Annotated in this window: 30 protein-coding genes and 3 pseudogenes; 17 read left to right on the forward strand and 16 right to left on the reverse strand. The window is 55.7% G+C overall.

Going from position 1 to position 24,812, the window contains the following annotated elements:
• Positions 1-212: 212 nt before the first annotated feature.
• Positions 213-3,780 (reverse strand): annotated as a pseudogene (gene putA, locus JCM15831_RS19500) (bifunctional proline dehydrogenase/L-glutamate gamma-semialdehyde dehydrogenase PutA).
• A gap of 134 nt (positions 3,781-3,914) precedes the next feature.
• Here putA and JCM15831_RS14355 point away from each other — a divergent pair.
• The 4 genes and pseudogenes from JCM15831_RS14355 to JCM15831_RS23095 all read left to right on the forward strand — a co-directional run.
• Entirely contained in the window at positions 3,915-4,373 is a 459-nt protein-coding gene (locus JCM15831_RS14355) for an Lrp/AsnC ligand binding domain-containing protein (protein WP_035774686.1), read from the forward strand.
• 86 nt (positions 4,374-4,459) lie between these two features.
• A complete protein-coding gene (locus JCM15831_RS20650) occupies positions 4,460-4,840 on the forward strand; it encodes a helix-turn-helix domain-containing protein (RefSeq protein ID WP_025824785.1) in 381 nt (126 codons plus the stop codon).
• 177 nt (positions 4,841-5,017) lie between these two features.
• Entirely contained in the window at positions 5,018-5,215 is a 198-nt protein-coding gene (locus JCM15831_RS14365; protein ID WP_025824786.1) for a hypothetical protein, read from the forward strand.
• A 59-nt stretch (positions 5,216-5,274) separates the two neighbouring features.
• A pseudogene (locus tag JCM15831_RS23095) lies at positions 5,275-5,670 on the forward strand (DDE-type integrase/transposase/recombinase); the annotation flags it as partial.
• Between the two features lie 136 nt (positions 5,671-5,806).
• Here the strand turns inward: JCM15831_RS23095 and JCM15831_RS22040 are convergent.
• Positions 5,807-6,094, reverse strand: a complete 288-nt coding sequence (locus JCM15831_RS22040) for a hypothetical protein (protein ID WP_198024361.1) — start codon at positions 6,092-6,094, stop codon at positions 5,807-5,809.
• 730 nt (positions 6,095-6,824) lie between these two features.
• Between JCM15831_RS22040 and JCM15831_RS14375 the strand changes: the two genes are divergently transcribed.
• The 4 genes from JCM15831_RS14375 to JCM15831_RS14390 are packed head-to-tail and all read left to right on the forward strand — an operon-like array spanning position 6,825 to position 9,167.
• Complete coding sequence (locus tag JCM15831_RS14375) at positions 6,825-7,961, forward strand: YcjX family protein (RefSeq protein WP_198024358.1); 1,137 nt, start codon at positions 6,825-6,827, stop codon at positions 7,959-7,961.
• The gene (locus JCM15831_RS23470) at positions 7,895-8,305 is read left to right on the forward strand and encodes a YcjX family protein (RefSeq protein WP_198024359.1); all 411 of its coding nucleotides are present in this window, start codon (positions 7,895-7,897) and stop codon (positions 8,303-8,305) included. Before JCM15831_RS14375 ends, JCM15831_RS23470 begins: the two co-directional genes overlap by 67 nt.
• A complete protein-coding gene (locus JCM15831_RS14385; protein ID WP_025824790.1) occupies positions 8,302-8,739 on the forward strand; it encodes a hypothetical protein in 438 nt (145 codons plus the stop codon). The genes JCM15831_RS23470 and JCM15831_RS14385 overlap by 4 nt, the downstream gene beginning before the upstream one ends.
• A 14-nt stretch (positions 8,740-8,753) precedes the next feature.
• Positions 8,754-9,167 (forward strand): DUF697 domain-containing protein, encoded by a 414-nt coding sequence (locus tag JCM15831_RS14390; protein WP_025824791.1) that lies wholly within the window; start codon positions 8,754-8,756, stop codon positions 9,165-9,167.
• A 66-nt stretch (positions 9,168-9,233) separates the two neighbouring features.
• Here JCM15831_RS14390 and JCM15831_RS23100 read toward each other — a convergent pair.
• Both JCM15831_RS23100 and JCM15831_RS19515 read right to left on the reverse strand, forming a co-directional pair.
• Positions 9,234-9,476, reverse strand: a pseudogene (locus JCM15831_RS23100) (IS6 family transposase); the annotation flags it as partial.
• Between the two features lie 86 nt (positions 9,477-9,562).
• Positions 9,563-10,141: a YkgJ family cysteine cluster protein gene (locus tag JCM15831_RS19515; RefSeq protein ID WP_232228226.1), complete on the reverse strand. Its 579-nt coding sequence runs from the start codon at positions 10,139-10,141 to the stop codon at positions 9,563-9,565.
• Positions 10,142-10,744: 603 nt separating this feature from the next.
• Between JCM15831_RS19515 and JCM15831_RS24215 the strand changes: the two genes are divergently transcribed.
• The 4 genes from JCM15831_RS24215 to JCM15831_RS21205 are packed head-to-tail and all read left to right on the forward strand — an operon-like array spanning position 10,745 to position 11,845.
• Positions 10,745-10,981: a DUF7220 family protein gene (locus JCM15831_RS24215; RefSeq protein WP_025824793.1), complete on the forward strand. Its 237-nt coding sequence runs from the start codon at positions 10,745-10,747 to the stop codon at positions 10,979-10,981.
• A complete protein-coding gene (locus JCM15831_RS14405; RefSeq protein ID WP_025824794.1) occupies positions 10,978-11,307 on the forward strand; it encodes a dATP/dGTP diphosphohydrolase domain-containing protein in 330 nt (109 codons plus the stop codon). Before JCM15831_RS24215 ends, JCM15831_RS14405 begins: the two co-directional genes overlap by 4 nt.
• A gap of 36 nt (positions 11,308-11,343) precedes the next feature.
• On the forward strand, positions 11,344-11,616 hold the full coding sequence (locus tag JCM15831_RS14410; protein ID WP_025824795.1) for a BrnT family toxin: 273 nt from the start codon (positions 11,344-11,346) through the stop codon (positions 11,614-11,616).
• Positions 11,576-11,845 carry a BrnA antitoxin family protein gene (locus JCM15831_RS21205; RefSeq protein WP_084490726.1) on the forward strand — a complete coding sequence of 90 codons (270 nt, stop codon included), beginning with the start codon at positions 11,576-11,578 and terminating at the stop codon, positions 11,843-11,845. Before JCM15831_RS14410 ends, JCM15831_RS21205 begins: the two co-directional genes overlap by 41 nt.
• Here the strand turns inward: JCM15831_RS21205 and JCM15831_RS21700 are convergent.
• The 3 genes from JCM15831_RS21700 to JCM15831_RS14420 are packed head-to-tail and all read right to left on the reverse strand — an operon-like array spanning position 11,825 to position 14,328.
• A complete protein-coding gene (locus tag JCM15831_RS21700; RefSeq protein WP_156938921.1) occupies positions 11,825-12,214 on the reverse strand; it encodes a hypothetical protein in 390 nt (129 codons plus the stop codon). The genes JCM15831_RS21205 and JCM15831_RS21700 overlap by 21 nt on opposite strands.
• Entirely contained in the window at positions 12,178-12,939 is a 762-nt protein-coding gene (locus JCM15831_RS19520) for a winged helix-turn-helix domain-containing protein (RefSeq protein ID WP_156938922.1), read from the reverse strand. The genes JCM15831_RS21700 and JCM15831_RS19520 overlap by 37 nt, the downstream gene beginning before the upstream one ends.
• Before the next feature lie 60 nt (positions 12,940-12,999).
• Positions 13,000-14,328 (reverse strand): DEAD/DEAH box helicase, encoded by a 1,329-nt coding sequence (locus JCM15831_RS14420; RefSeq protein ID WP_025824796.1) that lies wholly within the window; start codon positions 14,326-14,328, stop codon positions 13,000-13,002.
• Between the two features lie 142 nt (positions 14,329-14,470).
• Between JCM15831_RS14420 and JCM15831_RS14425 the strand changes: the two genes are divergently transcribed.
• From JCM15831_RS14425 to JCM15831_RS14450, 5 genes are all read left to right on the forward strand, one after another.
• Positions 14,471-15,298 (forward strand): PD-(D/E)XK nuclease-like domain-containing protein, encoded by an 828-nt coding sequence (locus JCM15831_RS14425; protein WP_025824797.1) that lies wholly within the window; start codon positions 14,471-14,473, stop codon positions 15,296-15,298.
• Position 15,299: 1 nt separating this feature from the next.
• Positions 15,300-16,244, forward strand: a complete 945-nt coding sequence (locus JCM15831_RS14430; RefSeq protein ID WP_025824798.1) for an AAA family ATPase — start codon at positions 15,300-15,302, stop codon at positions 16,242-16,244.
• 106 nt (positions 16,245-16,350) lie between these two features.
• Positions 16,351-16,809, forward strand: a complete 459-nt coding sequence (gene ssb, locus JCM15831_RS14440; protein WP_025824799.1) for a single-stranded DNA-binding protein — start codon at positions 16,351-16,353, stop codon at positions 16,807-16,809.
• Between the two features lie 12 nt (positions 16,810-16,821).
• Positions 16,822-17,001: a hypothetical protein gene (locus tag JCM15831_RS14445; protein ID WP_025824800.1), complete on the forward strand. Its 180-nt coding sequence runs from the start codon at positions 16,822-16,824 to the stop codon at positions 16,999-17,001.
• A 91-nt stretch (positions 17,002-17,092) separates the two neighbouring features.
• Positions 17,093-17,527, forward strand: coding sequence for a hypothetical protein (locus JCM15831_RS14450; RefSeq protein ID WP_025824801.1), 435 nt, complete (start codon positions 17,093-17,095; stop codon positions 17,525-17,527).
• A gap of 8 nt (positions 17,528-17,535) precedes the next feature.
• Here the strand turns inward: JCM15831_RS14450 and JCM15831_RS14455 are convergent, their stop codons facing one another.
• The 9 genes from JCM15831_RS14455 to JCM15831_RS23105 all read right to left on the reverse strand — a co-directional run.
• Positions 17,536-18,651: a phage late control D family protein gene (locus JCM15831_RS14455; protein ID WP_025824802.1), complete on the reverse strand. Its 1,116-nt coding sequence runs from the start codon at positions 18,649-18,651 to the stop codon at positions 17,536-17,538.
• On the reverse strand, positions 18,642-18,857 hold the full coding sequence (locus JCM15831_RS14460) for a tail protein X (RefSeq protein WP_025824803.1): 216 nt from the start codon (positions 18,855-18,857) through the stop codon (positions 18,642-18,644). Before JCM15831_RS14460 ends, JCM15831_RS14455 begins: the two co-directional genes overlap by 10 nt.
• On the reverse strand, positions 18,844-19,347 hold the full coding sequence (locus JCM15831_RS14465; protein WP_025824804.1) for a phage tail protein: 504 nt from the start codon (positions 19,345-19,347) through the stop codon (positions 18,844-18,846). Before JCM15831_RS14465 ends, JCM15831_RS14460 begins: the two co-directional genes overlap by 14 nt.
• Complete coding sequence (locus tag JCM15831_RS14470; protein ID WP_025824805.1) at positions 19,347-21,758, reverse strand: phage tail tape measure protein; 2,412 nt, start codon at positions 21,756-21,758, stop codon at positions 19,347-19,349. Before JCM15831_RS14470 ends, JCM15831_RS14465 begins: the two co-directional genes overlap by 1 nt.
• Positions 21,759-21,888: 130 nt before the next feature.
• Positions 21,889-22,194, reverse strand: coding sequence for a phage tail assembly protein (locus JCM15831_RS14475; protein WP_025824806.1), 306 nt, complete (start codon positions 22,192-22,194; stop codon positions 21,889-21,891).
• Between the two features lie 57 nt (positions 22,195-22,251).
• Positions 22,252-22,761: a phage major tail tube protein gene (locus JCM15831_RS14480; RefSeq protein ID WP_025824807.1), complete on the reverse strand. Its 510-nt coding sequence runs from the start codon at positions 22,759-22,761 to the stop codon at positions 22,252-22,254.
• Positions 22,761-24,080 (reverse strand): phage tail sheath family protein, encoded by a 1,320-nt coding sequence (locus JCM15831_RS14485; RefSeq protein ID WP_198024360.1) that lies wholly within the window; start codon positions 24,078-24,080, stop codon positions 22,761-22,763. The genes JCM15831_RS14480 and JCM15831_RS14485 overlap by 1 nt, the downstream gene beginning before the upstream one ends.
• Before the next feature lie 304 nt (positions 24,081-24,384).
• Positions 24,385-24,639 carry a hypothetical protein gene (locus JCM15831_RS21705; protein WP_156938923.1) on the reverse strand — a complete coding sequence of 85 codons (255 nt, stop codon included), beginning with the start codon at positions 24,637-24,639 and terminating at the stop codon, positions 24,385-24,387.
• Positions 24,612-24,812, reverse strand: a 201-nt coding sequence (locus JCM15831_RS23105) for a hypothetical protein (protein WP_232228228.1), incomplete at its 5' end; no start/stop codon positions are given. The genes JCM15831_RS21705 and JCM15831_RS23105, both read right to left, overlap by 28 nt.

The raw sequence follows: 24,812 nt of genomic DNA on the forward strand, positions 1-24,812 counted from the left end.
CAGAACCGCCCGTGTGCGTAGCGCCAAAGCGGGCGGAGGCTCGGAGCAGCTCTCATCTTGATAGAGCCAATAAGGCTCTGATGGCGGATGATACCGACACAATCAAAGTGTTGGCCTCTTCTGTGCATATCTCTCGTGAACATCAGACGCTCGTTTCGAGCGTGTCAGACTCAACCGCCCAAGATTTTCGATCTCCGGCGGGGATCAGTCTGTCAGACTTGCGCCATCAGGGCGGCGTTGCCGCCTGCGGCTGTCGTGTTGGTGCTGCAGGCGTATTCCAGTACGAGCCATTCAAGAGGGTACTGACCCACTAGGTCTGGCGTGTGCAGGGCGACGATCTGTCCGGGACGCTGTGCCAGTTCCTCACTGAGTTTCTTACGGAATGCAGCATCGCCATTGCCGAGGGCGACATCGATTGTCTTGAGCTTTTCAGCTTCGAGTACGGTGTCTCCCAGACCGGGCGGGCGTTCTGGCAGGGTAGCTAAAAGTGCGGCGGGCACGGCGCAGCGGTTGCCGGTCGCTGTGGCGGCGAGAAGCTGCGATGCGAGATCGGTCAGGGTCGGACCTGCGCAGAGGACCGTGCCTCGGGGGGCATGGGTGTAGAGATTCGTCTCGCCTACAGGCCCCTTCAGGAGGAGCGATGTGCCCAGGAGGGTTGTATCAGGCATGGTAGCCTGTGTCTCAGGAAGCGCTGTGGTGACCCAATCGGCAAAAAGTCGGGATAGCGGTGACAGCGGATGGGCAAGAGACGTGTCGAGAGGCGCGCGCTCACTGAGCAGGCGCCTTAGATAAAGGGGGCCACCAGCCTTGGGGCCCGTGCCGGAGAGGCCGTGACCGCCGAAGGGCTGGACGCCGACTACGGCACCGACAAGGTTACGATTGATGTAGACATTGCCTGCATGGCTCTGCGCCTTCAGCGTCTCGATTGTGTCGTCAATTCGTGAATGCAGGCCGAAAGTCAGCGCATAGCCCGTGGCGTTGATGGCCGTCATGACATCGGAGACCGCGTCGCGTTTGTACCGCAGGACATGCAGAACCGGGCCGAACACTTCCTTCTCAAGATCGGAAATCGAGCTGATTTCGATTAATGTTGGAGGAATGAAGGTTCCCTCGGCCGTTTCAGGCAGGAGATCGGTCTGAAAGACGCGGTGACCCTTCGCCTCCAGGTTCTTTATATGGTCAGCGATGAGGCGACGCGCTTCTTCGCTGATGACGGGACCTACATCCGTCTCTGGCTGTTCCGGCGTGCCGGTGCGGAGTTCTTTCATTGCCCCTTTGAGCATCGTGATCACGCGCTCTGCGCTGTCTTCCTGTACGCAGAGAAGACGGAGGGCGCTGCATCTTTGACCTGCGCTATCGAAGGCAGAGGCCAGAACGTCGGTCACGACCTGTTCGGTCAGGGCGGAGCTATCGACGATGAGCGCGTTTTGTCCGCCGGTCTCAGCGATGAACGGGATGGGTGTGCCGTCCGGGTTCAATCGACCGGAGAGCTGTTTCTGGATCAGGCGTGCGACGTCGGTCGACCCCGTGAACAGAACTGCGGTGGTTCGTGTATCCCCGACAAGCTGAGCGCCGGCCCTGCCGTCACCCGGGATCAGCTGAACGACGTCCTCTGGAATGCCTGCCTCATGGAGCAGACGGACTGCTTCACGCGCGATGAGGGGTGTTTCTTCCGCCGGTTTGGCGAGCACGGTGTTGCCTGTCGCCAAGGCAGCGGACACCTGACCGAGGAAGATCGCGAGAGGGAAGTTCCATGGGCTGATGCAGGTGATGGGCCCGAGTGCCTGCGCTGCAGGGCCTTCCTGACGGATGCGGACGGCGTAGTAGCGCAGGAAATCGACGGCTTCTCGAATTTCGGCCACGGCATTGGCGATTGTTTTGCCAGCTTCACGGATCACCAGTGCCATCAGCTGAGGCATCTGGTCTTCGAGGGCATCTGCTGTTTTTTCGAGCAGGCTGGCGCGATAATCGGGCGTGGTGTCACGCCAAGCCGGATAGGCTGACGCAGAGCGACGGATCGCGCTGTCGATCTCTGCTTCAGACAGGAAGGCGATGTGCCCGACGATATCGTTGCGGTTCGCCGGGTTGATGATGGCTTCACCGCTCTTTGTCGCGGCACCGGCCTGCGATGCGGTGAAGACCTCCGCCAGCGTCTTCAGGCAATTTTCGTCCGAGAGATCGATGCCGCTGGAGTTGCGTCTCTCAGGTTCATAGAGCGCGGCTGGTAGAGGAATGGCCAGACGGGCTGGCTCGCTTTGGGCGAGCGTGACCGGATCGGTGCTCAGCTCATCAACCGAGATCGATTCATCCTGAATGCGGTTGATGAAAGAGGAGTTGGCGCCATTTTCGAGCAGGCGTCGCACAAGATAAGCCAGCAGGGTCTCATGTGTGCCGACAGGCGCATAGATGCGGACGGGGCGATAGAGCTTCTGGGGACCGACGACCTCGTTGTAGAGCGCTTCTCCCATGCCGTGCAGGCATTGGAATTCGTAGCGTTCGACCGTGAAGTCCGGACCTGCATAGGCGTAGATGCTGGCCAGCGTCTGGGCATTATGCGTGGCAAATTGCGGGAAGATGGCGTCCGGTGCGTCGAGGAGCTTTTTTGCGCAGGCGATATAGGCGATGTCGGTATGGAGCTTGCGCGTATAGACTGGAAAATCGCTTTGTCCGTCCGTCTGGGCGCGCTTGATTTCGCTGTCCCAGTAAGCGCCCTTCACGAGGCGCAGCATGATGCGGTGCTCGCTGCGTCTGGCGAGATCGATGATCCAGTCCAGCACGAAGGGCGCGCGCTTCTGATAGGCCTGAACGACGAAGCCGATGCCTTTCCAGCCTTTGAGCGTCTCGTCGAAGCAGAGGGCTTCGAGCAGGTCCAAGGAGAGTTCGAGACGGTCGGCTTCTTCGGCGTCTATATTGAAGCCGATATCATAGGCGCAGGCCAGACGCGCGAGCTCGGTGACGCGTGGCAGTAATTCGGTCATGACGCGTTCGCGTTGCAGCCGCGTATAGCGCGGATGCAGGGCGGAGAGCTTGATGGAAATTCCGGGCCCTCGATAGACGCCCTGACTGTTGGCGGCCTTGCCAATGGCGTGAATCGCCTTCTCGTAATCCCGATAGTAGCGCGCGGCGTCATCGGCCGTCATCGCGGCTTCGCCAAGCATGTCGTAGGAGTAGCGGAAGCCTTTTTCTTCGAGCTTGCGACCGTTCTTGAGCGCTTCGTCGATGGTCTGGCCCGTGACGAATTGCTCGCCCATAAGGCGCATAGCCATATCGACGCCGCGCCGGATGACGGGCTCGCCACAACGCTTCATCAGGGTGTCGAGCACCTTTGGCAGACGCTTTGTCTCGGTGGTGGAGAGAAACCCGCCGGAGACGATGAGGCCCCATGTGGCCGCGTTGACGAAAAGCGGTGTTCCCTTGCTGATATGGCCATGCCAGTTGCCGCTCGCGATCTTGTCCCGGATCAGGGCATCGCGTGTGGCGGTGTCGGGGATGCGGAGCAGTGCCTCGGCGAGGCACATGAGGGCGACCCCTTCCTGTGAGGAAAGGTCGTATTCCTGAATCAGTCCCTGCACGAGACCGGGCGTGCCTTTGCGGCGCAGTGCCTCGACCAGTTGTCGGGCTGTTTCATGGGCCTGCCGGCTGATCGGGGGTAAGAACGGCCTGTTCTGAAAGCAGGGCGACGCGCTCTGTCTCTGCTGCACGAGTATTGTCCGTAATCGCCTGGCGCAGGGCGGAGCGTTCGGGGACGAGCGAGCGAAAGGCAGAGAAAGGAGCGTTCATGCAAGCCTATATCGTTATGGGTTATTTATGATCCCTTAAGGATCAGATAACCAAATGAGCTATGGAAGAATATCGCCTCAACCTTATATAATTTCGCCTATCAGCGTTTTGATGAACTATATTCGGGGTGGGTTATGGTGCTCGACGAGATCGACCGCAGGATTCTCAGGGTTTTGCAGAAAGACGGCCGTGTGACGAATGTCGAGTTGTCCCGGCAGGTCAATCTGAGCCCTGCGGCCACTCTGGAACGCGTCCGCAAGCTTGAGCAATCGGACGTCATCAAAAGCTATATGGCGCGTCTCGACCCTGAGACTCTCAATTTGGGTCTGCTTGTCTTTGTGCAGGTGACGCTTGACCGAACCAGTGCAGATATTTTCGAGCAATTTGCCAAAGCTGTGCAGGCGATCCCGCAGGTTAGCGAGTGCTATATGGTTGCTGGAGGCTTCGACTATCTGATCAAGGCGCGTGTACGGGATATGAACGCTTATCGCGCATTTTTAGGGAAAACCCTCACGCGATTGCCGGGGGTGCGACAGACGCACACTTATACCGTCATGGAAGAAGTGAAGGCAGATCTCGAATTACCGATCTAAAAGTGTGTCACACAAACATAACCATCCACAAGCGTTTTGTTTGTGAGGCACACTCAATTCAAAGTTGGTTGCGCTAAAATGTGATCATGTTCGATAGAAAAATCATGGCGCAGCGATTGCAGGCAGTTCGCCTGCGCAAATCCGCTGAACTGGGAACCAGATTAACCCAGGCGGATGTAGCTGCGGCAGCGGACGTCTCACGATCACACGTCGCTAATGCAGAGGGTGGCAAAACTGGGATCAGCGTCGAGGCAGCCTTCAAGCTCGCCGAATTCTACGGTGTTTCTCTCGACTATCTTACTGGCCTCTCGCTCTCCGAAGTCGATAGCACCCGTGATCTCGCTGGAGACACTGATGAAAGATCGCTTCTTTGCATGTGGCGGGCCATGAACGCAGGACAGAGAGTTGCCATGTTCACCATCGCCGAGGAACTGGCTGAAAAAACGAGCTCATCTAAGGCCGGCTGATTAAGTTGGTTCGAGGCAATTTCAGTTGCGGTATTTAGTGGCACTTTGGTGGGGTGCGCCTGCCTAAGCAGCGATAAAATCTTCAGTAGCAATTTAAGTTTGTATAACAAACATAGTGCTTGCGCTCAATATGTTTTCCTGACAAACATATATCCTGTATCAGACAGGAGCTGCAGCATGACTGACGGCGATATGAGTGCGCTTATCGCGCTCTTTTTTCTGGCTTTCTTCTTACTCTGCCTTCTGGTCGAAGGGGCGAGACATTATCTGCGTTGCCGCGACCTGCGCGCTCAGATCCGTATTCTCGACAGCATAAGGACGTCCGATGCGCCGTGCCGACCGATCGAGAGCGGTAAGAACGCTCATGAGGAATGAAGAATCTCGGAACGTCAGGAGCGGCACTTCGCGATGTAGTCTCCGGGCGTGACGACGCCTGGCGCACAGTCGATCAGGATGGTTATGTTCTCGACGAGATCCTACAAACCTGTCGGAACACCAAAGCGGCAAGGCGTTTGTTGACCCGGCTCCTCAAACGGCAGGGTTTGCGGCCTATGCGCATGATCACAGACAAGCTCAAATCCTACGGATCAGCTAGACGCAAACTTGGTCTCTCGATCCAACGTCTCTCGCATAGCGGGTTGAACAACCGGGCGGAGAACAGCCATCTGCCGTTGCCAAAACGCGAACGCATCATGCAAAGGTTTCATTCACCAGGCGGGTCTCAGCGCTTCGTCTCCGTCTTCTCAGCCATCCGCAATCTCTTTGTCCCATCCGCGTCCATCACCACTGCTCTTTCCCGGCACGTCCATCGTCTCGGGGCTCTCGCCCAACGGAGCAAGGTGGACCGCTCTCAGCGCCTGAATACCCATCCCCCGGGCGTCGACTACCTCACGTCAGTTAGCGTGGCATCACCATCGAACCAGCTCCCCGGAAAGTCTTTAAAAGACACGAAATACTTTATAATTTCTAAAGTAAAGAAATCATAAAAACTTCTAATAAAACGAAAGCAATTATCATTGCGAGTTTTTTATTGAAAGATTGCTCTCTGATTAGACGTTTGATCCTTGTATCATCCCCAGTTATGCTCCAGGCTATAGAAGCAATCCACCCAACCCATGTAAAACCCAATACAATATTTGTTGATAAAGATTCTTTAAGGTTCCTCCTTAGTAAAAATCCCAATATTGTTGGGGAGAAGAAAACAACAGTTAGAACTATAAATATAATCGGCTGGAACTTCTGTAATTCGCTCATGATAATTTTCCTATGCAAAAAACAACGCCAGCGTCAGTAATTGCGATTAATAAGTCGGAGACTAAGATACGAAAATCTCTCGCTCTCTAAGATTGCTGCCAACACAACAAACATAGAATACAATGGAAGTAAGTGCTGGATACTGTGCGTTGAAAATATATGAATTATTATTCATAGAGACAGGCCCTTTCATACTTGGGTCGATGTCGACATCATAACGATATAATAACGATCCGATAGGTGCAATCAGAGTCTGTGCTCACTAAGAGAAAGCCTCTGAATGAATTGCTCTGGTTTTAATGGAGACTTTTTTTCTGATTAAATCGGCTCATGCCTGTTGTTTTTGAGGCTCTGTTGCAAATTTGGTTCCTTTGTTTGAGATCGCTACCGGTTTTGGCGTGAGGCGTGTTGGATGAGCGACTTCGAGGAGCGGAATTTTCGGGGTGAGGTCATCCTGTGGGCGGTGCCGTTTGTAGCTCACATATGACGCTCTCATCACCCGCGTCTAACACGCAGCACTTAACGTGACATCATCCCTCACCGGACAGGGCCTCGAGGATCTCCCGCGCCACGTCGACCCGCGTCAAGTCGCCGCCGCTAGAGCATTTCCACTGAACTTTAACACGAAGGGTGACACTGAAGGCGCATTGTGATTCACCGTTTTCATTGATGAAGTCGGGCACCGCGGGCGACTTGATGCGTTTCTCTGATGGTCCGCCGGGCGCTTGCCATGCTCGGCCTACAGCCACACACTAGACTGACGATCAACGGCTTTCCGGGGAGTATAGGTATGGCGAGCGATCTACCCCACGACCCTGCACTCCCCGCGTCGACTGCTGGAGAGGCCCCGCAAAGCTGGTTTGACCTGCCGGGACAGTTGAGCGAGCTGAAACGTAACCCTCTGGACTGGTGGCGCCCGCGCACGGTGCGGATTGGTGTCACGGGCCTTGCTCGCGCGGGCAAGACGGTGCTGCTGACGGCATTGGCGGCGACCGTACTGACACCGGGTGCCCTCGGCGGCCGGATCAGGCGTGCGCGTTTGGCGGAAGCAGGGGCAAGCTCGCTGCCGCGTTTTCCGTTCGCTGCGAACATGGCGGCTCTTGCGGCGGACCCGCCACGTTGGCCCGATCGTACCGATGCGACCGCCTTGCTTGCGCTCGATCTGGAAGTCGGTCGGCCCGGTTTGCCCGCACGAAAAATCAGGCTGGAATTTCTCGATTATCCGGGGGAATGGCTGCTCGATCTGCCGATGTTGACCCAGAATTTCGACGTCTGGTCGCGGGCCATACTGGCACGTTTGCGCGCAGGTCCTGACACAGATGCGGTTCGCGCGTTTCTTCAGTTTGCCGACGCCCTGCCGGTTTCGGTCGAGGCATCCGACGCGCTGGCGCAAAGCGGTCATGATTTATTCGTTCGCGCGTTGACGAGCCTTCGGATCGAACACGGTCTTTCGTGGTTGCAACCGGGACGGTTTCTGATGCCCGGACCCGGCCCACAGCCGCCATGGATGGCATTTTTCCCGATGGATCGCCGCGCCGGGTTATGCAGCTTGCTCGAGCAGCGTTATGAGGCCTATCGTGCATCGGTGCGTACGGGGCTTGTGGCGCCGTTATTCGGTCAGATCGACCGTCTGGTGGTTCTGGCGGACCTCCTTGGGGCGCTGCATAAGGGGAGTGAGGCTTTTGAAGATGCCCGCGACGCCTTGTCTGCTGCCGCCTCGTCCTTGCGGTGGCAAGCTCCTGGCTTCAGACCATCGGTGCTCTGGCTCAAGGCCGTTTGCCGTCACGCACGATCCGGCGTGTGGCTTATGTCGCCAGCAAGGCCGATCATGTTTCCGAACGGCAGCGCGGAAATCTTCGACGCTTGATGGATGTGCTGACCCGCACCGGGACAGATCAGCCGACACTGGTGGGGAACGCCCAGCGGTCAGTTTTTGCGGTGGCCGCTGCACGGTGCACAGAGGATTTTGTCTGGTCACTGGACGGTCACCCTGTTTCGGCCGTGCGCGGACGGCGGTTGGGCGATGACAGCATGACGCGCTCCTATCCGGGGGAGGTGCCAGACACGCCGCCGGATCAGGCCTTCTGGACGCATCCTTTTCTCGCACTGCCGACTTTCGAACCGGCACGGATACGCTCCGACGGAAAGGGAGGAATCCCGAATATCGGTCTCGATGCCCTGCTGGGGTTTCTGCTGGAGGACCTGCTGTGACGGGCGATAAACTGCTGATACAGCCGCGTATCGAAAAAGAGGAGGATCATGCTCCTCGTCTCGATCTTGGGCCGCCACCGCAGGTCATGCCGGTCGGCCGGTCTCTCGGTTTGCGAACATCGACGTTGGTGTTGTCCGGCTTTGCTGTCCTGGCGCTGGGATTTGCCGGCGTTGCAACGGGGAATTTCGTTGCGGCCGAGTTTGCGCGTGCAGCCTGGCTTGGCTGGTTGACCCTGGGCATTGCGGTTCTTGGCTTCGGACTGGTTCTGACAGGTATCGGTCGCGAATTGCTTGGGCTAGCGCGATTGCGCGCCGTGGACGCGATACGCCGTGATCTTGTCTCGACCGATGCGGCCACCCGGTTCATGCTGCGCGACGCTGGCTGGCCGAAATCGATAATGGAGAGGCGCTTCGTCCAGCACTCGATGCGCTGAACGATCCTGATGCGGTGCTGCCCCTGTTGCGTACGGGGGTGGAAAGTCGGCTACGGGCTCAGGCTGATGCGTTCAGCCGACGGGCGGCGATACAGGTCGTGGCAGGCATGGCGGCAACACCGGCACCAGCGCTTGTCGTTCTTCTGATCACATGGCGTGCCGTACGCTTGATCCGGCAAATTGCAACACTTTACGGGGTGCGGCCGGGATTGCTGGCAACGCTGGGATTGCTGCGGCGCACCGCTCTGTCGGCTACGGCCACGGCGGTTACCGAGGCCGCGGTCAACACGGCGGCCCATGCGGTTCTGAGCAGTCCGCTTCTGACGCATGTTGCCGGTGACATGGCAGGAGGTGCCGTGGCCGCACGGCGTTTGATCGTGCTCGGGCGGGCCACCGGAGTTGCGTGTTCGCCGCTGCCGCCGGAGTAAGGGAGCGCTCACAGAAGTGAGCCGTTTCAAATCAGACAAATTACCGTCCTGATCGATTGCCCGCTACAGCCAGTGAGGCTTGCCCCGGATTACGATCTGCACCTCGTTAAGGTGCCAGATATCGCAGAGCATGGCTCGTTTGCGACGTAGGGAGCGGGCATAGGCAGCGCCGCACTTTAGGCTCCACGGACGGATTGTCTCCTACGAGACGATAATGCCCCGCTCGAGGAGCATTTCTTTTACAAGACGAAAGTTCGGCGGAAAATGGAAATACAGCCAAATCGCATGGGCGATAAGCTCACAAGGAAATTGGTGCTGTTTGTAGCTCACCCATGACGCTCTCATCGCTCGCGTCCAACACGTCACAGTCTACGTGACATCACCCAGCACAGACATCACCCGTGGACTCGCTCGCTCCACAGGTCCCGTACAGCTTCGTGCAAGAAGACCGGCCCGGGCTCAATTCCAAATCCTCTTTCGATTTCTTCGATGCGTTTTTCCAGAACAAAGAGGAAGATTCTGTATTGATGCGCCGCGTGCCCGTCATCTCCCTGATAGCCCGTCTCACCTTCGCAGAAGATACCGGTCTGGCACATGGAAATGTCTAGACTATAATATCCGCGACAAACCATCGGACGTTTTTCATAGATAGAACACGAACCGTCGAACAGAAACGGACAAAACGGCGTGCCTTCAACAAGTCTCTGATGAAGCTGTTCCAGGCGTTCTTGGGTAAAAATGTCCCGCGCATGTTCCAGCGCAAGGCGTGCGAAAATCGGATTGATCTGGATAAGACTTTTACAACATATGTCGCATCCGTTGTGACAAGCGACGGGCTTTACCGCGCAGATATGCGCAAGATGATCAGACACGTCATTGCAGAGATCCAACAGTTTGCCGGCAAGCTGCGTTAGATCGGAAGGCTGGGAAATATCAGCCAGACCTTCCTTGAACATCGTATCGGCTTCATCCATTTTGCTCCGCATATAGGTAAGCGGGGTCGTCTGGGATGCCGGCGATGATGACTGAGGCATGTGCTGTTTCCTAATGGATGCTGCAACATTGACTGGGATAAGCCGCCTGATTTTGGCATGAACAGAAGAGGCTCTGGCCCGCTTGCGTTGCAGGGAGCGAGCGTGGGCTGCGCCGAATTTCAGGCTCCACCGACGAGGGGCTTCATACGAGGGCCACGACCCAATCGACGTGACATCACCGATCTGCCGCGTGGTTACCTCTATTCCTGAGCCGTCCAGAAAGACACGCGCGCCGTCAATCAGGAACGCCTTGCGCGCGTTGCGGTGGCGTTTACCGAAGCGGAAAGCAAGACCGGAAAAGTGTAAAACACCTTTGCGAAAGGGCTGTCTTCCGGGCTTTTGAGGGAGGTGGTGAACCGGGTGGGACTCGATATTATAATGATTTCAATAACTTACACTGTCTAACCTATTGCGCGTTCTAGAGAAGAATCAATGACTTAGCGCCACTTTGTCAAACCGTTTTGAGCGGACTCAGAAGTAATCTCAGGTGTAAGTGGGAAAGTCTAGTCGAAGCCGTATCCTAGGTGGAACCTAGGGGAACTTATGCAGAACAAAATCGATAGCCTCATGGAGGCTCTGACCAATACCGCAATTGGATTTGTGGTATCTTTCGTAACTTGGGGCATCGTGGCCCCGGCTTTCGGCATTCCCATGCCGCTCAGGGAGAATTTGGAGATCACCGCGATCTTCACTGCCGTGAGTATCGCTCGCCAATATGTTCTTCGTCGAGCCTTCAACGGTCGCAGTGTATGGGCAGCAATCAAGGGAGCTAGATCATGATCGAAGGCGCGTTGAGGTTCAACGAAGGCAAGCTCCGCTTCGATTTGCTTCCCCCTGATCCTGTGGAGGAACTCGTCGCCGTTCTGACGATGGGCGCAAAAAAGTACTCAGAGCGGAACTGGGAAAAGGGCATGAGCTGGATGGCCTGCCAAGCATCGCTGATGCGGCACTTGTCAGCATGGATGAAGGGAGAGGATCGAGACCCAGAGTCGGGGCGTCTCCACATGGCTCATGTCATGTGGAATGCGATGGCAATCCTTACATATCAGTTGCGCGGGATCGGGACGGATGACCGCCCAAAAATTCCAACTTATGTAGCTACATAATAATTGACGCGCTCAAATTGTAGCTACAAAATACTCATGGAGATAGAGTTCGACCCCAAGAAGCGAGACGCGACCCTGAAAGAGCGTGGCCTCGATTTCAGAGATGCGGATAAGGTCTTCTCTGGTCGCACGGCCACACTCGCGGATACGCGCGTCAACTATGGGGAAGACCGCTTTATCACCGCAGGATTTCTGAATGAGCGTCTTGTCGTGGTTGTGTGGACCGAACGAGGCGCGTACCGCCGTATCATTTCAATGAGGTATGCACATGCCAAGGAAATCACCCACTGGGAAAGCCACATGGGTTGACCCAGATGACGCCCCCGAATTAACGGAGGCATTCTTCGAGAGCGCCACCATCATGGAGGGCGACAAAGTCATTCGTAGAGGTAGGCCGCCGACGCCAGGCGGGAAACGTCAAGTGACGCTCCGCTTGGACGCGGATATTGTAGACCGGTTTCGTGGCTCTGGTCCTGGTTGGCAGACGCGGATTAATGAAGCCCTCCGCGAATCCCTTTCAAGACACAGCGTCGGGTGAAATCGTCAAGCGTTCAACTTCGCCTAGCTTCCTGTGGTAGGTGATTGCGCAGGCTGATCGACCAGATAGCCAGCCGCCACGGGAAGCGTAAGCGTCTTTGGCCGCAAGCGTGCGATGCTGCTCTACAATCATAAGGCTGCTCTCCTTCACGTCGATGTGGTGAAGGTGCCCCATATGCGCGAATGAATGCTTCGTTCTGCCGAACACGTCGCGGAACTTAGCGACAAAGACCTTATCGATTTGCCCAGGCTTCACCTTGTGACCGTGGTGAAAGAAGAGCGAAACGTCACCGTGTTCGAAGCAGTAGAACGGGTCAGGTGATCGCTCCACAGTCACGCGAGGCTCATTTTCGTAGATGACTGCCAGCATCTCCCGAAGCCAGACGGATGACGCAGGTCATGATTTCCCTCGGCATTGAGTACATACACTGTCCCATGCTTTTCCAGCATCGCCGCTATAATGCGACGTAATGAGGAGATGGCCACGCGAACCACCTTTTGAAAACGTGTATCAGCGTCGAGAACATGCTTGCTTGCTGGGGTGACAGCTTCGAGACCATCCCAGTGGAGCAAGTCCCCTATCTGCGCAAGGATACCGACGCCTGATGCTGGTGATTTGCTGATAGCCGAGGCAAACCAGCGGGTCATGAGGTCAGATGCGATGCCGATATCCCAGTCCGCGCCTGTCTCCTCATGCCACGATAACATTCCAAGGTGAAAATCCGTAAGGACGTAGCATGTTGCCAGATCGTCCAAGGCTACCGCAGGGGCTGCACGCGGTTTCTCGCGAGGCAGCTTGCGGGCCATCTCCTCAAGTGCTGCCCTCGTGATCTGCTCCATGCGTTCGGGATCAATCTGCGACTTGACCCACTGAAGACGCTTGATGCCATTCTCGTCATAGAGCGTTGACGCACCCTTGAGGCGAAAGCCGTCCGGAACGGAATGGGTCAGATCGTGCTCAGGAGAGAAGCCGCGCTTGCGCCAAGTCTGCACGCGCTTGTCGATTGTGCGACGGTTCACGCCAAGCTTGGCAGCGGCTTTCGTATGACTGCCAGTTTCCTTGATCGCGTCATGAATAACGCTGTCGGGGATCATGTGTTCGTATGTCTTTCCGTTATGCCGCTAACCGTGATTTCCGGCGTCTATTTGACCATTTCATGAACGCCCACTTGTGTGGGTCTTTGTAGCCGCGCTCACGGCCCAGTCTGGTGAGATCGGCCAGGCTGTCGGCTTCAAATTCTTCTCTTTTCTGATCTGCTCTCTGAGCTTCGCGTTCTTGACGGGTCTTTTCGCGCAACTCGCCTTCCGCAATTTTCTGCTCGATTTCCCTGATTTGCTTCTCGAAGGAGTGTCCGCAGCGTTCGCCGTCCGGGTAAACAGTTTCACACGTTTTAGGGTACGGGAAACGCGCCTGGCCGAAGCATTCAGGCACGTGATCGGCGCGCGCTCGGCTGGCTTCGCGATCTTGCCGGTATCGTCGCCAAGGGACCATTCACGCACAGCGTCGATATCTCCATGGAGATACCAGTTCCCGGCATGGTCGAGGACAATTGCGGTTTTGTTTGGCGCGGGTCTGAGAGCGCGGCCAGCCCATTGCAGGTAGAGAGAAAGAGATTTGGTGCGCCGATAAAACATGACGCAATCAACTGTGACGGGACGGCCAGCAACCGCCGCTAAGTCAAACCCTTCGCCAAACAGGTCAACGTTAATCAGGACCAGTATATGACCATCGGCGAAAGCGCGAATGGTGTTGCGGCGCTCTTCCTTCGGGGTGTTGGCGTCGAGATGCGCCGCAGGGACGCCCGCCGCATTGAACTGCTCTACTATCCGGCGCGAATGAGCGGTGTCTTTTGCGAAACCCACAGATCGCAGTCCAACCGCGCGGCGCTGCCAATGAGCTACAGGATCGCCAACAAGAAATCTGTCAGGAGCATCGGGCATGAAGTGCCGGAAGCCTGAGAGATGCCCGGAAGTGATCAGGTCTGCCGTCTGCGGACCGAGAACGATACTATCAAAAAAAGCGCCAAGGCCGCGCCCGTCAAGACGCTTGGGTGTTGCGGTCAGGCCAATAAGGATGGACCCGGCGTCTACAAAGTGGCTGATTGCCTGCTCCCACCCCGCTGCACGGCAATGATGGGTCTCGTCTACGATTATCGCCCACGGCGTCGGAACGTCGCCCAGTCGTGTCTTCAGAGTATCGATGCTGCAAACCTGGATAAGAGCCTCTGGATTTGCAGCATAGCCGGCGGCAATGACGCCGTGCGAAATGCCGTATCGCTCAAGTGTCCCGCTAGTGCCAGCCACAAGCTCTATGCGGTGACAGAGGAAAAATATACGCCGCCCAGTTGCCTGCGCTCGTTCGATAAAATGCGAGGCCAGAACTGTTTTCCCTGCACCCGTGGACATCTGCACGAGCACACGGCGCACGCCTTCACGAAGGATCGCGCCTACTTCATGCGAAACTCTTTCCTGATAGGGTCTCAAGCAAATTGCCATCCTTCGAATATATTGAAAGGAATGACGATCAGGAAGTTATATATGTGTCGTTATTGAAGATATATTCTCATTTGTTAGTGGAGTTATAAAATACTATCGGCATGATAGCCTTACAAAAGGTGAGGTTACTTTGAACGACAGCGCGTTTTATAAAGACGGACTGCCGAATGCAGCTTATCATGCGCATGAGGCGATCTCGAAAAGCCAACTGGACCACATTGCACGTTCACCGGCTCTTCTTGAATGGTCAAAGAATGCTCCGCGTGACGAGGATGCCGTCAAGGCGTTCGACTTCGGAACGGCTCTTCACGCGCTTATTCTGGAACCTGAAGTGTTTGGAGAAACTTACGTCCGCGAGCCGGAATTCAATCGGCGGACGAATGCCGGTAAAGCCGAGGCCGCCGCATTCGCAGAAGAACACACTGGCAAGAACATCTTATCGGATGCGGACTACGCTGCGCTGATGCTCACTCGCGAAAGTGCTTTGGCGCACCCAATCGTTCGCAAGATCATCGAAGCAGAAGGGGTGGCCGAACGGTCTTACTTCTGGACTGATGCCGAAACGGGCGTGAAGTGCCGATGCCGCCCGGATCGGGAGTTGACGAAGATGCGCTGGTTCGTCGATCTGAAATCGACGGATAAACTGGCTCAGTTTCATTATTCCACTGTCGATTATCGCTACTACGTGCAGGACGCCTACTATTCCCAAGGGTATGCTGCCGTAACAGGCGAAGACCTGGAAGCATTCCTGTTCGTCGCAGTCGGCAAAACCCGTTCAGCGGGGCGCTATCCGGTCGAGGTCTACACGCTTCCGACTGAAGTCAAAGAGGAAGGCGCGCGCGAAGTGCGCAGGTGTCTGCGTCTCTATGCCGATTGTCTCGATAAGGGTGTTTTCCCCGGCGTGCAGACGCTCGAAATGCCCCCGTCTTTCATGAGCCGTATCGCGGCTAAGGTATAAAATGGCAAATATCCTCAACATTCGTCAGGCTAAGCGCAAAGGCGCGCGTCTTATTATAGCACTCGCCGGAACGAGCGGGAGCGGCAAGACGCGCACGGCTATCGAGTTCGGGTACGGACTGGCTGGATATCAGCCGTCGAAGCTTGGTTTCGTAGACACTGAAAACCGCCGAGGATCGCTGTACGCAGATGTGCTGCACCGCCACGCCACGCACCCGACTGATGAGCCGTTCCTCATTGGCGATCTGGACGCGCCCTTCACGCCCCAGCGTTATGCGCAGGCTGTGAAAGAGTTTCAAGCGGCTGGCGTAGAGGTTCTGGTCATCGATAGCTATTCCCACCTGTGGGAGGGTGACGGTGGGTGCCTGGAATTGGCAAAGCGTGGCCGTGGTGTTGGCGCATGGAAAGAGCCAAAGGAACACCACAAGGAATTCGTTAATTCCATGCTTGCCGCAGGGATGCACGTGATCCTATGCGTCCGCGCCCGCGAGAAAATCGACACTTCGGATAGCAAGAACCCGCGCTCCCTCGGTATCCTGCCGATCTGCGAGAAAAACCTCATGTTCGAAATGTCGGCATCAATGCTGATGGACGGGATGGGGAAGTTCCAGGATGTGATGAAGTGTCCCGAGGAGCTGGCACCGCATCTCGGACGTGGGAAGGGATACATCACCAGTGCAGACGGTTTCGCCGTCCGGCAGTGGGTCGATGGGGCCGAGGCCGAGGATAAAGCCACTGAGGCCGCATATCACGCCTTGCGTCATATCGTACGTGAGGGCGTGGCGGCTTATCGCAATGCATGGATGAAGACGCCGGAGCGTGAACGCAAGCTCCTTGAGGCAGATGGGCGGCATACGAAGCTGAAAGCCGAGGCCGAGGCATTCGACAAGAGGCGGGAAACTCAGGCGAGCGATGCCAAGACCCTGAATGACGCCGCCATCCAGTGACGCTTCAGGGGATTGATGTGAACACATCGCCAACAGCAATCCTCCGATACGAGACGATGCAGAACAAAACCAATCAGCTTTTGATAAACTCAAGGAACGACGCCTAATGGCTCATTCAGTTAACAAGGTAATTCTTGTTGGTAATCTGGGGAAAGATCCCGAGTCACGTAGAACACAGTCCGGATCATTGATCGTGAATCTGACCGTCGCCACAACCGAGAAGTGGAAAGACAAGCAGAGCGGCGAGCCGAAAGAGCGCGCCGAGTGGCACCGCGTCGTGATCTTCAACGAGCACCTGGCGAAGATTGCTGATCAGTTTCTGAAGAAGGGCAGCAAGGTCTTTCTCGAAGGCCAATTGCAGACTCGCAAGTGGACCGATCAAAGCGGCGTGGATCGATACACCACCGAAGTCGTCATGACCGCATACAAAGGCGACATCGTCATGCTGAGTTCCACAGGCGAGAGTGGTGGCCAGAGTAGCACGTCATCGCGCAACACGGGCAGCAATAATACCGGAGGCTGGGACGCTCCGGGTGGCGATCTGGACGACGAAATCCCGTTCTGAGGTGAGGAAGAGATGATGAACACATTCGATATCGGGCAGCGCGTTGTAGCTGCCACCATGCGCGGTGAGAAGAAATTTGAGGGAGAAATCCTAAAGATTGAGGATACGCTCCGAGGCGCATGGTATCACGTCAAGCGCGATCTGGACGGCTTGATTATCAAGGTACGCGCTGCAAAAATGCGACTGGTGTGACGCCGAGGCCGGGAGAAATCCCGGCTTCACTTGTTGCTAAGTATTTCCGGGTATGGCTTCTTGGAGGATGTCACACAATCAGGAGCTATGCATGACTCTAAATTTCTTGGTTGAGGTATATGATCCGCAGGGTAAAAAAATTGCCCGTGAAGGATATTCTGATGACCGTATCGAAGCGATGGGCCTTGATACTGCGTTATGGCGGGCCGTACGTGAAGTGCCAAAGGATGGGCACTTGATTTGGGGGCACTCGCACGAAAATGAGATAATCGATCCCAAAAAGATCGTCTGCGTGAAGCCTTATGACGATGATGAGAGTATTGACGGAATCTATATCCTCGTCGAAAGAGGGATGGGTAAGACTCATTTTTACAACAAGAAAGAATATGACCAAAGCATCGTTCGTTCCCTTCAGAACGCCGTGACGTTCCTTTATGAGCATGAATATATTGAGGTAAATAAAGCTGTTGAGGTCCAGGGTGGGGAAGACCACTTAAGTATCTTGCGGCTCGAAAGAGTTTCCTAATTCTACTTTCAATACCCATCCGTCACCCGATGAGCGCCAGGATTGGTGTTCACGGGAGGTACCAAGATCGTATCATTGACAGTGCCGTTTAGATAAGCCGAGACAGATGGATCAGAGTTCGGGCGTTCTGCCCGAGCGTGTGTCTTGTAACCGTCTTTACCCTGCTCATGCACAACATTGTTTACCAGCCACACCCCTGACACGTCGGGGCCGAATGTGCTGTCCAAATTGAGCGTTGCTTCAGCCGTAATCTCGGCATTACCTGGCATTTCGATTTCCAACCTGATCGCCCCCCGCGCTCGTCGTGACATCTCGGCCATGGCGGCGGCCTTTGCTTCTGCCTGCGTACGAAACCGGCGCTTAAGCAGGCGGACAGGGTTGCCGCTGCCCACGCTGACCGCGTGAGTCTTCGCGCTCTTGGGGATGTGATATTTGGTGACGACTGTTCCAGGTGCCTCCCTACGGTCTTCGTCCCAATTCCAGCGTGATACATCGCTCTCGGTAAGATTGATCACAGGCAGTGCTGCACCGCTCGCAGTCTGAGAAAGTCCACGTGCCAAAAACAGGAGCTTGCCGCCTGCGGGCTTCGCTATTGCGTCATATAGTCGCCCCAGACGAACCAGGAACGATATGTCGCTCTCTTCCACTTGGTCCATGTGCGGAAGCTGCACGCTGGCTAGAAAAGGCGATACGACGGCTTGCATTTGATGAGCCGCAGCAATTGTCTTGACCATCGCACCTATGGTGATGCCGTCAGACCAAGAACGCGTCAGTTGCGTCTGGAAGTCTGTAATACCACCTGGCGTGTTATCGTAGGGTGCGGCATGAGCACGAACTGTGAGGGTTCTCACGCCGCCTTTTTCTGCGCCACGGCTTGCACCCGAGACGACAAACGCCCCCTTGTCGGTAAGCTGATTGTCGTATCCAAGAGCTAACCTCAGAAGCGCGCCGGTGACAGGCCGCGCGATCCTCGCCGCAGGGTCATGGTCTGCTAGAACGATTTCCAGATCGTCGGACATGAAACCAGTTTCATCATTCAGACGAAGGGATACGAAGCGGGTCACAAGATCGTCGGTGATGCTTGTGTCGTTCGCTGTGATCCTGAAGCGTGGCTTTAGTCCCATAGGGAGATCACTCCCGTGTTCGGTGCTGTAGCCTGGATGGAAGCGGGTAGGATGATCGTCACGCCTACCGGAAAAATCGGACCAGAATTGGCAAGGTTCTGGTTCAGAGCATAAACTTGCGCCAAGGCGTCATCGTTGCAGTAGCCGAACACCTGATAAATGATGCCATCAAGCACGTCCCCGGCTTGCGTTTTATACGTCTGCATATTTCGTGAGGCTCACAGTGAACTCGATGCGCCGCGCCGAGCCCGTCGAATTAAAGTTGGTTTTAGACTCTCGGATGCCAATAATGACCCACGCGCCAACGATAGACCCGTCTCCAAGAATTAATCGTTCGGGTTGCCCCGCCATCATCATTGACCGGAGTTGATCTATAGATGCCGGGAAGCCAAATTTTTCAGAGTAGATCACCCCAGGAAGTTCAACAGTGTCAGGTCCCGGCCCCGTGAATTGCATCGCATCGTACTGCCCGAAGCGCGGAATGGTCCCCCATGATGCTGCGGTAGTGCGCGTCATCTCAGAAAACGGAGCGGTATTGAGGGAGAACTTGAAGTTTCCCAGCATCAGCATGACGGGCGCGTTCGCGGAATTACTTCCGCCGAGGAAAGCGTTTATTGCTTCCGCAATCGCGACACCACCTACGGGTAGGCGGCTCTCTCCCCACGCAAGGCCGCCTGATATGAGATTAATCGCCATTAGTCTGGTCCGTCATAAAGTGGAGTTCTCATCTGTTGTGACGCTAACTGTTTGCGATGAATGCGATTGGCAAGTTCATCTGACGACTCGCCTGGTTGCTGGTGAATTTGATAGTTGTGCTGGTGGGTGTGATGATGGGTCGATGTCTTCCGGTTGTCGTTCGATAGGGCGGGCAACTCCGGAAACTCGGCGTATTGAGGCTGTGGAGACGGTTTGAAGACGGGCGATTTGCTGGGATCATCGGTAGATTTGCCAGAGCCAATCAGGTGGCCGAAAATGCTCGACGCCTTCGAGGACACGTTCTTGAAAATAGAAGCGCCATGCTCGCCAATCCATGAGAAGTATCCCACGGCCTTTTCGAGCCACCCAACTACGCTCTTGATGGCGCTCCCGACGATCTTCCCGAAAGCCTCGCCGCTGGCTGTCGCCTTATCCACTCCATCCTTCGTTAGATGAACCGGCTGAAGCAAATTCGTGAACCAGCCCCAGACGGATTTAATGACGCCCACGATGGGCTGAAATGTCGCCGTGATGGACGGGCCAAGCGGCCCAAGACCTTCTTGGATGCCTTTCCAGACTCCCTGGAAGAACGTCGAGATCGGTTGCCAGTATTTGTAGACCATCAATGCCGCCGCGCCGAGGGCAACGCCCAAGACGCCTATAGGGGAAAATAATGCTCCGATTGCCACACCGAGCCCACGGAAGATGCCACCTATTGGAGCCCAAGCAGCTTTGAGCATCCCCCCGCCACGGACGCTCCTAGAGGTTGCTACTGTCCCCGCTTCGACCGCAGCCGCATTCTCAAGCATCGCAGTCGTCAGCTTGGCCTCTCTCCGTGCTGCGAGCAGGGCGAAGCCGCTATAAGCGTTTAATGCGCTTCCTGCCACAACCATAGCGGGTGCAGCCAGAAGCATCCCCACGGTGATCGCACCGATGCCCAAGGCCATGTTGCGGGCAAGACGTGGATGCCGCTCGGTGAAGATGTTGAATTTATCTAACGCGTTGTTGGCCATGTCGAGTGCGTGTTTGTAGGGGCCGAGTAATTTTTCACCGAGCGCAAGCCGCGCGTTATCAATCCCTGCTCGCAATCCGGCCTGCTTTCCGCCAGACGTTTGCTTTGCGGCGTCGTAGCTCTGATCGACCGTTTTCGCCTGAGACGCCATTTTTGTATCGCGGTCTATGTTCGATTGATTGGTGAACATCGTGGCCATGAGGCCGCCGCCGGTACCGCCCCCCAAGATACTGCCAATCGCTGCGAGTACTTCAGATCGGCCTGTAATCCCTTGCTTTGCTAGTGTCGGCAGAAGATACTTTTTCATCCACTGGTAAGGATCGAATACGCTGTTCTTCCCATATCCGAGCAACTGCGATCCAATGAGAGCGCCGGGATTGATGTGGCTTACCTGGCCGACCTTATCATGCTGTACCTTAGACACGTCACCGATCAGGTGATAACGTTCCATTGCACGTACTTCGCGAACCGTATTCGATCCCTGAACAACGTGACTATAGATATTCCGTAGCCCCGTGCCGACCTTTGCGCCGCTACCCATGTCGTTGATAAGCGGCATATTTTGATAGTAGAACGCGGCATCAGACATCGATTTGCCTGCAATGCTCGCGTGCGTTGATAGGTCCAGCCACTCTTTAGGCACTATGCGCCCACCGCTTACGCTGTAGACCTGTTGGATGAAGTCCGCCTGCCTTTTGAACGAGGCAGAATCATTGCCGCCGCCGCGATTATCAATAACCCGCGTCATGTCCACGAAGTTTTTGGTGGCCTCTTCCCCCTTCTCGTGACCATAGATTGATGAGTTCGCAAATCTCACGCGCTCTAGAATAGGCAGTGCGATCTTTGCTTCCGTCAAACTCCCGAACACGGAGAGTGCGTCGCGCATCATTTCGACCGCAGCCACTTGGGAGGTGCCGTACTGTTTGACAGTGCGAGCGAAACCGACCGCACTTCGCGTTACGTCTTCGCCCACCCCCAGCGCACCGATCTGCGCAGTCTGTTGCTCCATCTTCTGAGCTTCGCGCACACCCGAGATAGTCATGGGCGAGAAAAGCGCACCAGTTGCACCAACGCCTACAGCACGAGACCTAAGCCCAGAGCCGATCTCACCAATGCGAGCAGATCGGGCCTCAGACGAACGAAGACGCTTCTGTGCGTCCTCAGCTCGTGAGATTGCCTTCGCTAGAGTGTCATATTTAAGTTTCAGCTTCTCGACTGACCCACCTGAAGAGTCTAGCGCTTTGATTTCTTCATTGAGTCTGGAAGCATGTTTTCTGGCACCAGAGATGGCATCGCCAATCCGGCGAAAACCACTCTGTGTCCCGCTCATGGCGCTGCGCAGCGAGCCATCCATCAGGCCGCCGATGATGATGGATGCCTTGAGGCGCTTCTCGGCCATTACTCTTTTGCCTTCGGAATTTTACTAATGGCGTCCAGAAATTCGGACGTTGGTAGGCTCAGGCAGTCGGACAGCCCCCAATGAAAGAACCGCCCAAGCACCATGCAGCCGGAGAGAACGTACTCCCGGCTTAGTCGGTGAAAAAACTGAACGCTTCCAGGAGGCGCGTATAGTCGCGCGCGGGAAGAGCGTCGAGGTTGGTTGGCGTCAGGCCGTCCGAGAGATAGGCGATGAGGCGTGCTTCAGCGTCCCCAATAGCCTTCGCAGTCTGTGAGTTCGGCAGATAACGCTTCTGCTCGCCTGCCGTGGGTTCACGCAGGACAACGGTGTCGCGCTTCACGCCATCCAGTTCCACAGGGCGAGAGAGCTTGACGGTGATGGAGGTGCCGTCCTCGGAGAGGGTGAGATATTCGGGGATTTCGCGTTCGGTAGGCAAAATGAAACTCTTTCACTGATATGATAGTGGGAGGCGCACACCATGCGCGCCAGCCAATTACATGCCGATTGCGGCGCGGATGTCGGCCAGGCCGTCGATGCCGCCCTTGTTCCAGATCATGTTGATGACATCAATTTCGTCCACCAGACTGCCACCGAACGTGTCGGAGTAGTAAAGCAGGTTCATCGTGATCTTGAGGTTGGACTGTTGGCCAGCTTTGTGCGTGCCTTCATCCTTTTCCGTCACCTTGCCACGCATGATGATTTCACGGGCGGTGATAGTGCCGTCCCAGTCCTCATATGCCTGCCGGATGATGAAAGAAGCGTCCTGCCCTTCGCGGGCATAGACGGAGCCAAGCAAGACGGGATCGAATGAGATCACCGTAAAATCGGTGTCGAGCGTATTCATGCCCATAGTCAGCTTGATAGGAACATCGAGGCCACCAGCACGGAATTCTTCCGTATTGGCGGCGATCTTCGGGGGGTTCCACTCGGTCACGCTGCCTGCATAGGACTTGCCCGAGAAAAACAGGTTCTGATTTTTCAGAACAAGACGAGGACCGGCCATTAGCTTGACGTTCCCGAGTTGAAGATTGTGGTGATGTAACCGTTGTTGATCGAACTACGGAACGTCAGGCGTTCGGCGGGGTAGACCGGTCCAATATCGAAATCGAAGTAGACTTGCCCAGCCTGCACAGACGCCGCAGTGTTCAGGGCGGTATCTGCCCAACATTTTCCGCCCGTGATCGCCCCCAGCGCCGTAAGCTGGCGGAGGTAGGAGTTCACATACTGCACGACTTCGGTAACGAAGTTCGTGGTGATGCCAGCATCGACGTATTGCAGAATAGCAGACATCAAGGATGCGTTGATCACATCGACCGTGCGTGTCACGCAGAGGAACGATCCGTCGAGCGCACGATTTCCCCAGGTTGTATAACCCTTGGAAGTCCGGACGATTGTCGCGACATTCGCGGCGTTGAGGACGTTAGCCTGACAAGACTGAGAGCCGAGAACGAAATCAACCGGGCGCGTCAGACCGATGACACCATTCAGTGCCTTATTGGATACCGAGGTCCAGAAACCAACAGTCGAGTCAACGTAAGCCTGTTTAGCCGCAAACTTGGCGGAAGGCGGGAATGAGTCATTCACACCTGAAGCGTTTTCCTTGATGATCCACGGATCGATCAGCATGACACGTGCGCCACCCTCTTCGGCGGCTGTGATCGCGTCTACCGCGTTTGTGTCCGGTCCGTCAGCGTAAATCACCGCACCCAGCGTTTCCGCAATGCCCTTAAGCTCTGCAACTACGGCATTCTGTGTGGTCACAATCGTCGCCGTGAAGCTCGCGCCCGTACCAGCCCCCGCAGAGGATGGCATGGAAAAGGTCGTTCCGGTGTATCCGCTACCGTTCGCAGTTACCGCTACTGAAGCCACCACACCGGCAGAATTTACGGTAACGGTGGCCGTCGCGCCTGCTCCTTTCGCATCGGTAATCGTCAGAGGATAGGTGCCAGCCGTGTAACCACTACCGCCATTGCTGACTGCGATGCTGATGATGCCATTCGAGCTTGCCTGATGCGTCCATCCAGGGGCGCAGAGCAAGCGAGGTCGCTTTCCTACCGACGACTCCGCGGAAAGAAGGCAGTGAACGCCGGTGTATTTGCCTTCAGAGGACAACCCACCTACCACATTAGGTATCGTGGCTGGGTCGTAAGATAAGGCTGCTTCCCCGCCATTCGAGGCAACGGCTTCCACGCGAATGGCCACCACGACTGGCGAACATTCATCGAGAATATCCGAGAACGCGGGCACGAGAGTCCCCACGTCTCCCTGATTTGCAGGCGCATCTACTGCCAAGGCTGCAATCAGGGAGGTATCATCACCCATGACTAGCACGGGTGTGTTTAGCGGCCATCGAGCGGGGTCTGCGTAGGGCGCAGTTCCCACGATGCCGATGACAGACGTGTCAATCGTCGTAGCGCTTTGGTTCGCGCTGGTGACGTTGATAACCTCAGCGCCGTGCAAAAATCCACTTGCCATTTGAGTGTGCTTACTCCGGTTTGATGGATTAGATTTAGGCGGGTACTTTCCTTGCCTCCACTAACAAATGAGAATTTCGATCAAAGCCATCGTTTTATTATAAATTTTCATTCGCGCGCTGCATAAGCGGAAGCATTCCGTCTAAAATCATTCAAACCACAGGCTCGGGCGGTAAAGTCGTGCTCGTCTTGTCGGTGCCGTTTGCGATTGCCATAAGTGCCTTGAGATACGAGACCCAGGCATCAGGCGTTGGCTCGTTCAGAATGCCGTAATTGTTGTAAACGTAGCCTCGGGCTGACGATAACTCGTCGGATGCCTGCTTCGCGAGCGTAGGAGCGGGAATATAGTTGCTATCTTCTGTAACCGTAGATAGGTCGATCAGTGAACCATACCCACCATTAGACACAGCACTAGGCGAGCCATTGCTGTCCGGGATGATAGCTGCCCCATTTTCAGCGCCAGAAAAAGTAGAGAATGCTGCTCGTCGGTCACTGCGACAACGTCTGACGGCATGTCAGAATACGACTCTTCATCGTCGTAGAACAGGCGAGTAGACTTCGAGTAATGGTAAGGCATTTT

The sequence above is a fragment of the Asaia astilbis JCM 15831 genome (assembly GCF_000613845.1).
GTDB classification, from domain to species: Bacteria; Pseudomonadota; Alphaproteobacteria; order Acetobacterales; family Acetobacteraceae; genus Asaia; species Asaia astilbis.

Coding starts and splice junctions, on each gene's coding strand:
- JCM15831_RS14410 (WP_025824795.1), top strand. CDS start 11,344: ATGGAGATAGAGTTCGACCCCAAGAAGCGAGACGCGACCCTGAAAGAG.
- JCM15831_RS14405 (WP_025824794.1), top strand. CDS start 10,978: ATGATCGAAGGCGCGTTGAGGTTCAACGAAGGCAAGCTCCGCTTCGAT.
- JCM15831_RS24215 (WP_025824793.1), top strand. CDS start 10,745: ATGCAGAACAAAATCGATAGCCTCATGGAGGCTCTGACCAATACCGCA.
- ssb (WP_025824799.1), top strand. CDS start 16,351: ATGGCTCATTCAGTTAACAAGGTAATTCTTGTTGGTAATCTGGGGAAA.
- JCM15831_RS14450 (WP_025824801.1), top strand. CDS start 17,093: ATGACTCTAAATTTCTTGGTTGAGGTATATGATCCGCAGGGTAAAAAA.
- JCM15831_RS14480 (WP_025824807.1), bottom strand. CDS start 22,761: ATGGCCGGTCCTCGTCTTGTTCTGAAAAATCAGAACCTGTTTTTCTCG.
- JCM15831_RS14445 (WP_025824800.1), top strand. CDS start 16,822: ATGATGAACACATTCGATATCGGGCAGCGCGTTGTAGCTGCCACCATG.
- JCM15831_RS14355 (WP_035774686.1), top strand. CDS start 3,915: ATGGTGCTCGACGAGATCGACCGCAGGATTCTCAGGGTTTTGCAGAAA.
- JCM15831_RS14465 (WP_025824804.1), bottom strand. CDS start 19,347: ATGGCGATTAATCTCATATCAGGCGGCCTTGCGTGGGGAGAGAGCCGC.
- JCM15831_RS19515 (WP_232228226.1), bottom strand. CDS start 10,141: ATGGATGAAGCCGATACGATGTTCAAGGAAGGTCTGGCTGATATTTCC.
- JCM15831_RS21700 (WP_156938921.1), bottom strand. CDS start 12,214: ATGCTGGCAGTCATCTACGAAAATGAGCCTCGCGTGACTGTGGAGCGA.
- JCM15831_RS21205 (WP_084490726.1), top strand. CDS start 11,576: ATGCCAAGGAAATCACCCACTGGGAAAGCCACATGGGTTGACCCAGAT.
- JCM15831_RS14375 (WP_198024358.1), top strand. CDS start 6,825: ATGCTCGGCCTACAGCCACACACTAGACTGACGATCAACGGCTTTCCG.
- JCM15831_RS20650 (WP_025824785.1), top strand. CDS start 4,460: ATGTTCGATAGAAAAATCATGGCGCAGCGATTGCAGGCAGTTCGCCTG.
- JCM15831_RS14485 (WP_198024360.1), bottom strand. CDS start 24,080: ATGGGTGATGATACCTCCCTGATTGCAGCCTTGGCAGTAGATGCGCCT.
- JCM15831_RS14430 (WP_025824798.1), top strand. CDS start 15,300: ATGGCAAATATCCTCAACATTCGTCAGGCTAAGCGCAAAGGCGCGCGT.
- JCM15831_RS14455 (WP_025824802.1), bottom strand. CDS start 18,651: ATGGGACTAAAGCCACGCTTCAGGATCACAGCGAACGACACAAGCATC.
- JCM15831_RS14470 (WP_025824805.1), bottom strand. CDS start 21,758: ATGGCCGAGAAGCGCCTCAAGGCATCCATCATCATCGGCGGCCTGATG.
- JCM15831_RS14365 (WP_025824786.1), top strand. CDS start 5,018: ATGACTGACGGCGATATGAGTGCGCTTATCGCGCTCTTTTTTCTGGCT.
- JCM15831_RS19520 (WP_156938922.1), bottom strand. CDS start 12,939: ATGATCCCCGACAGCGTTATTCATGACGCGATCAAGGAAACTGGCAGT.
- JCM15831_RS14460 (WP_025824803.1), bottom strand. CDS start 18,857: ATGCAGACGTATAAAACGCAAGCCGGGGACGTGCTTGATGGCATCATT.
- JCM15831_RS22040 (WP_198024361.1), bottom strand. CDS start 6,094: ATGAGCGAATTACAGAAGTTCCAGCCGATTATATTTATAGTTCTAACT.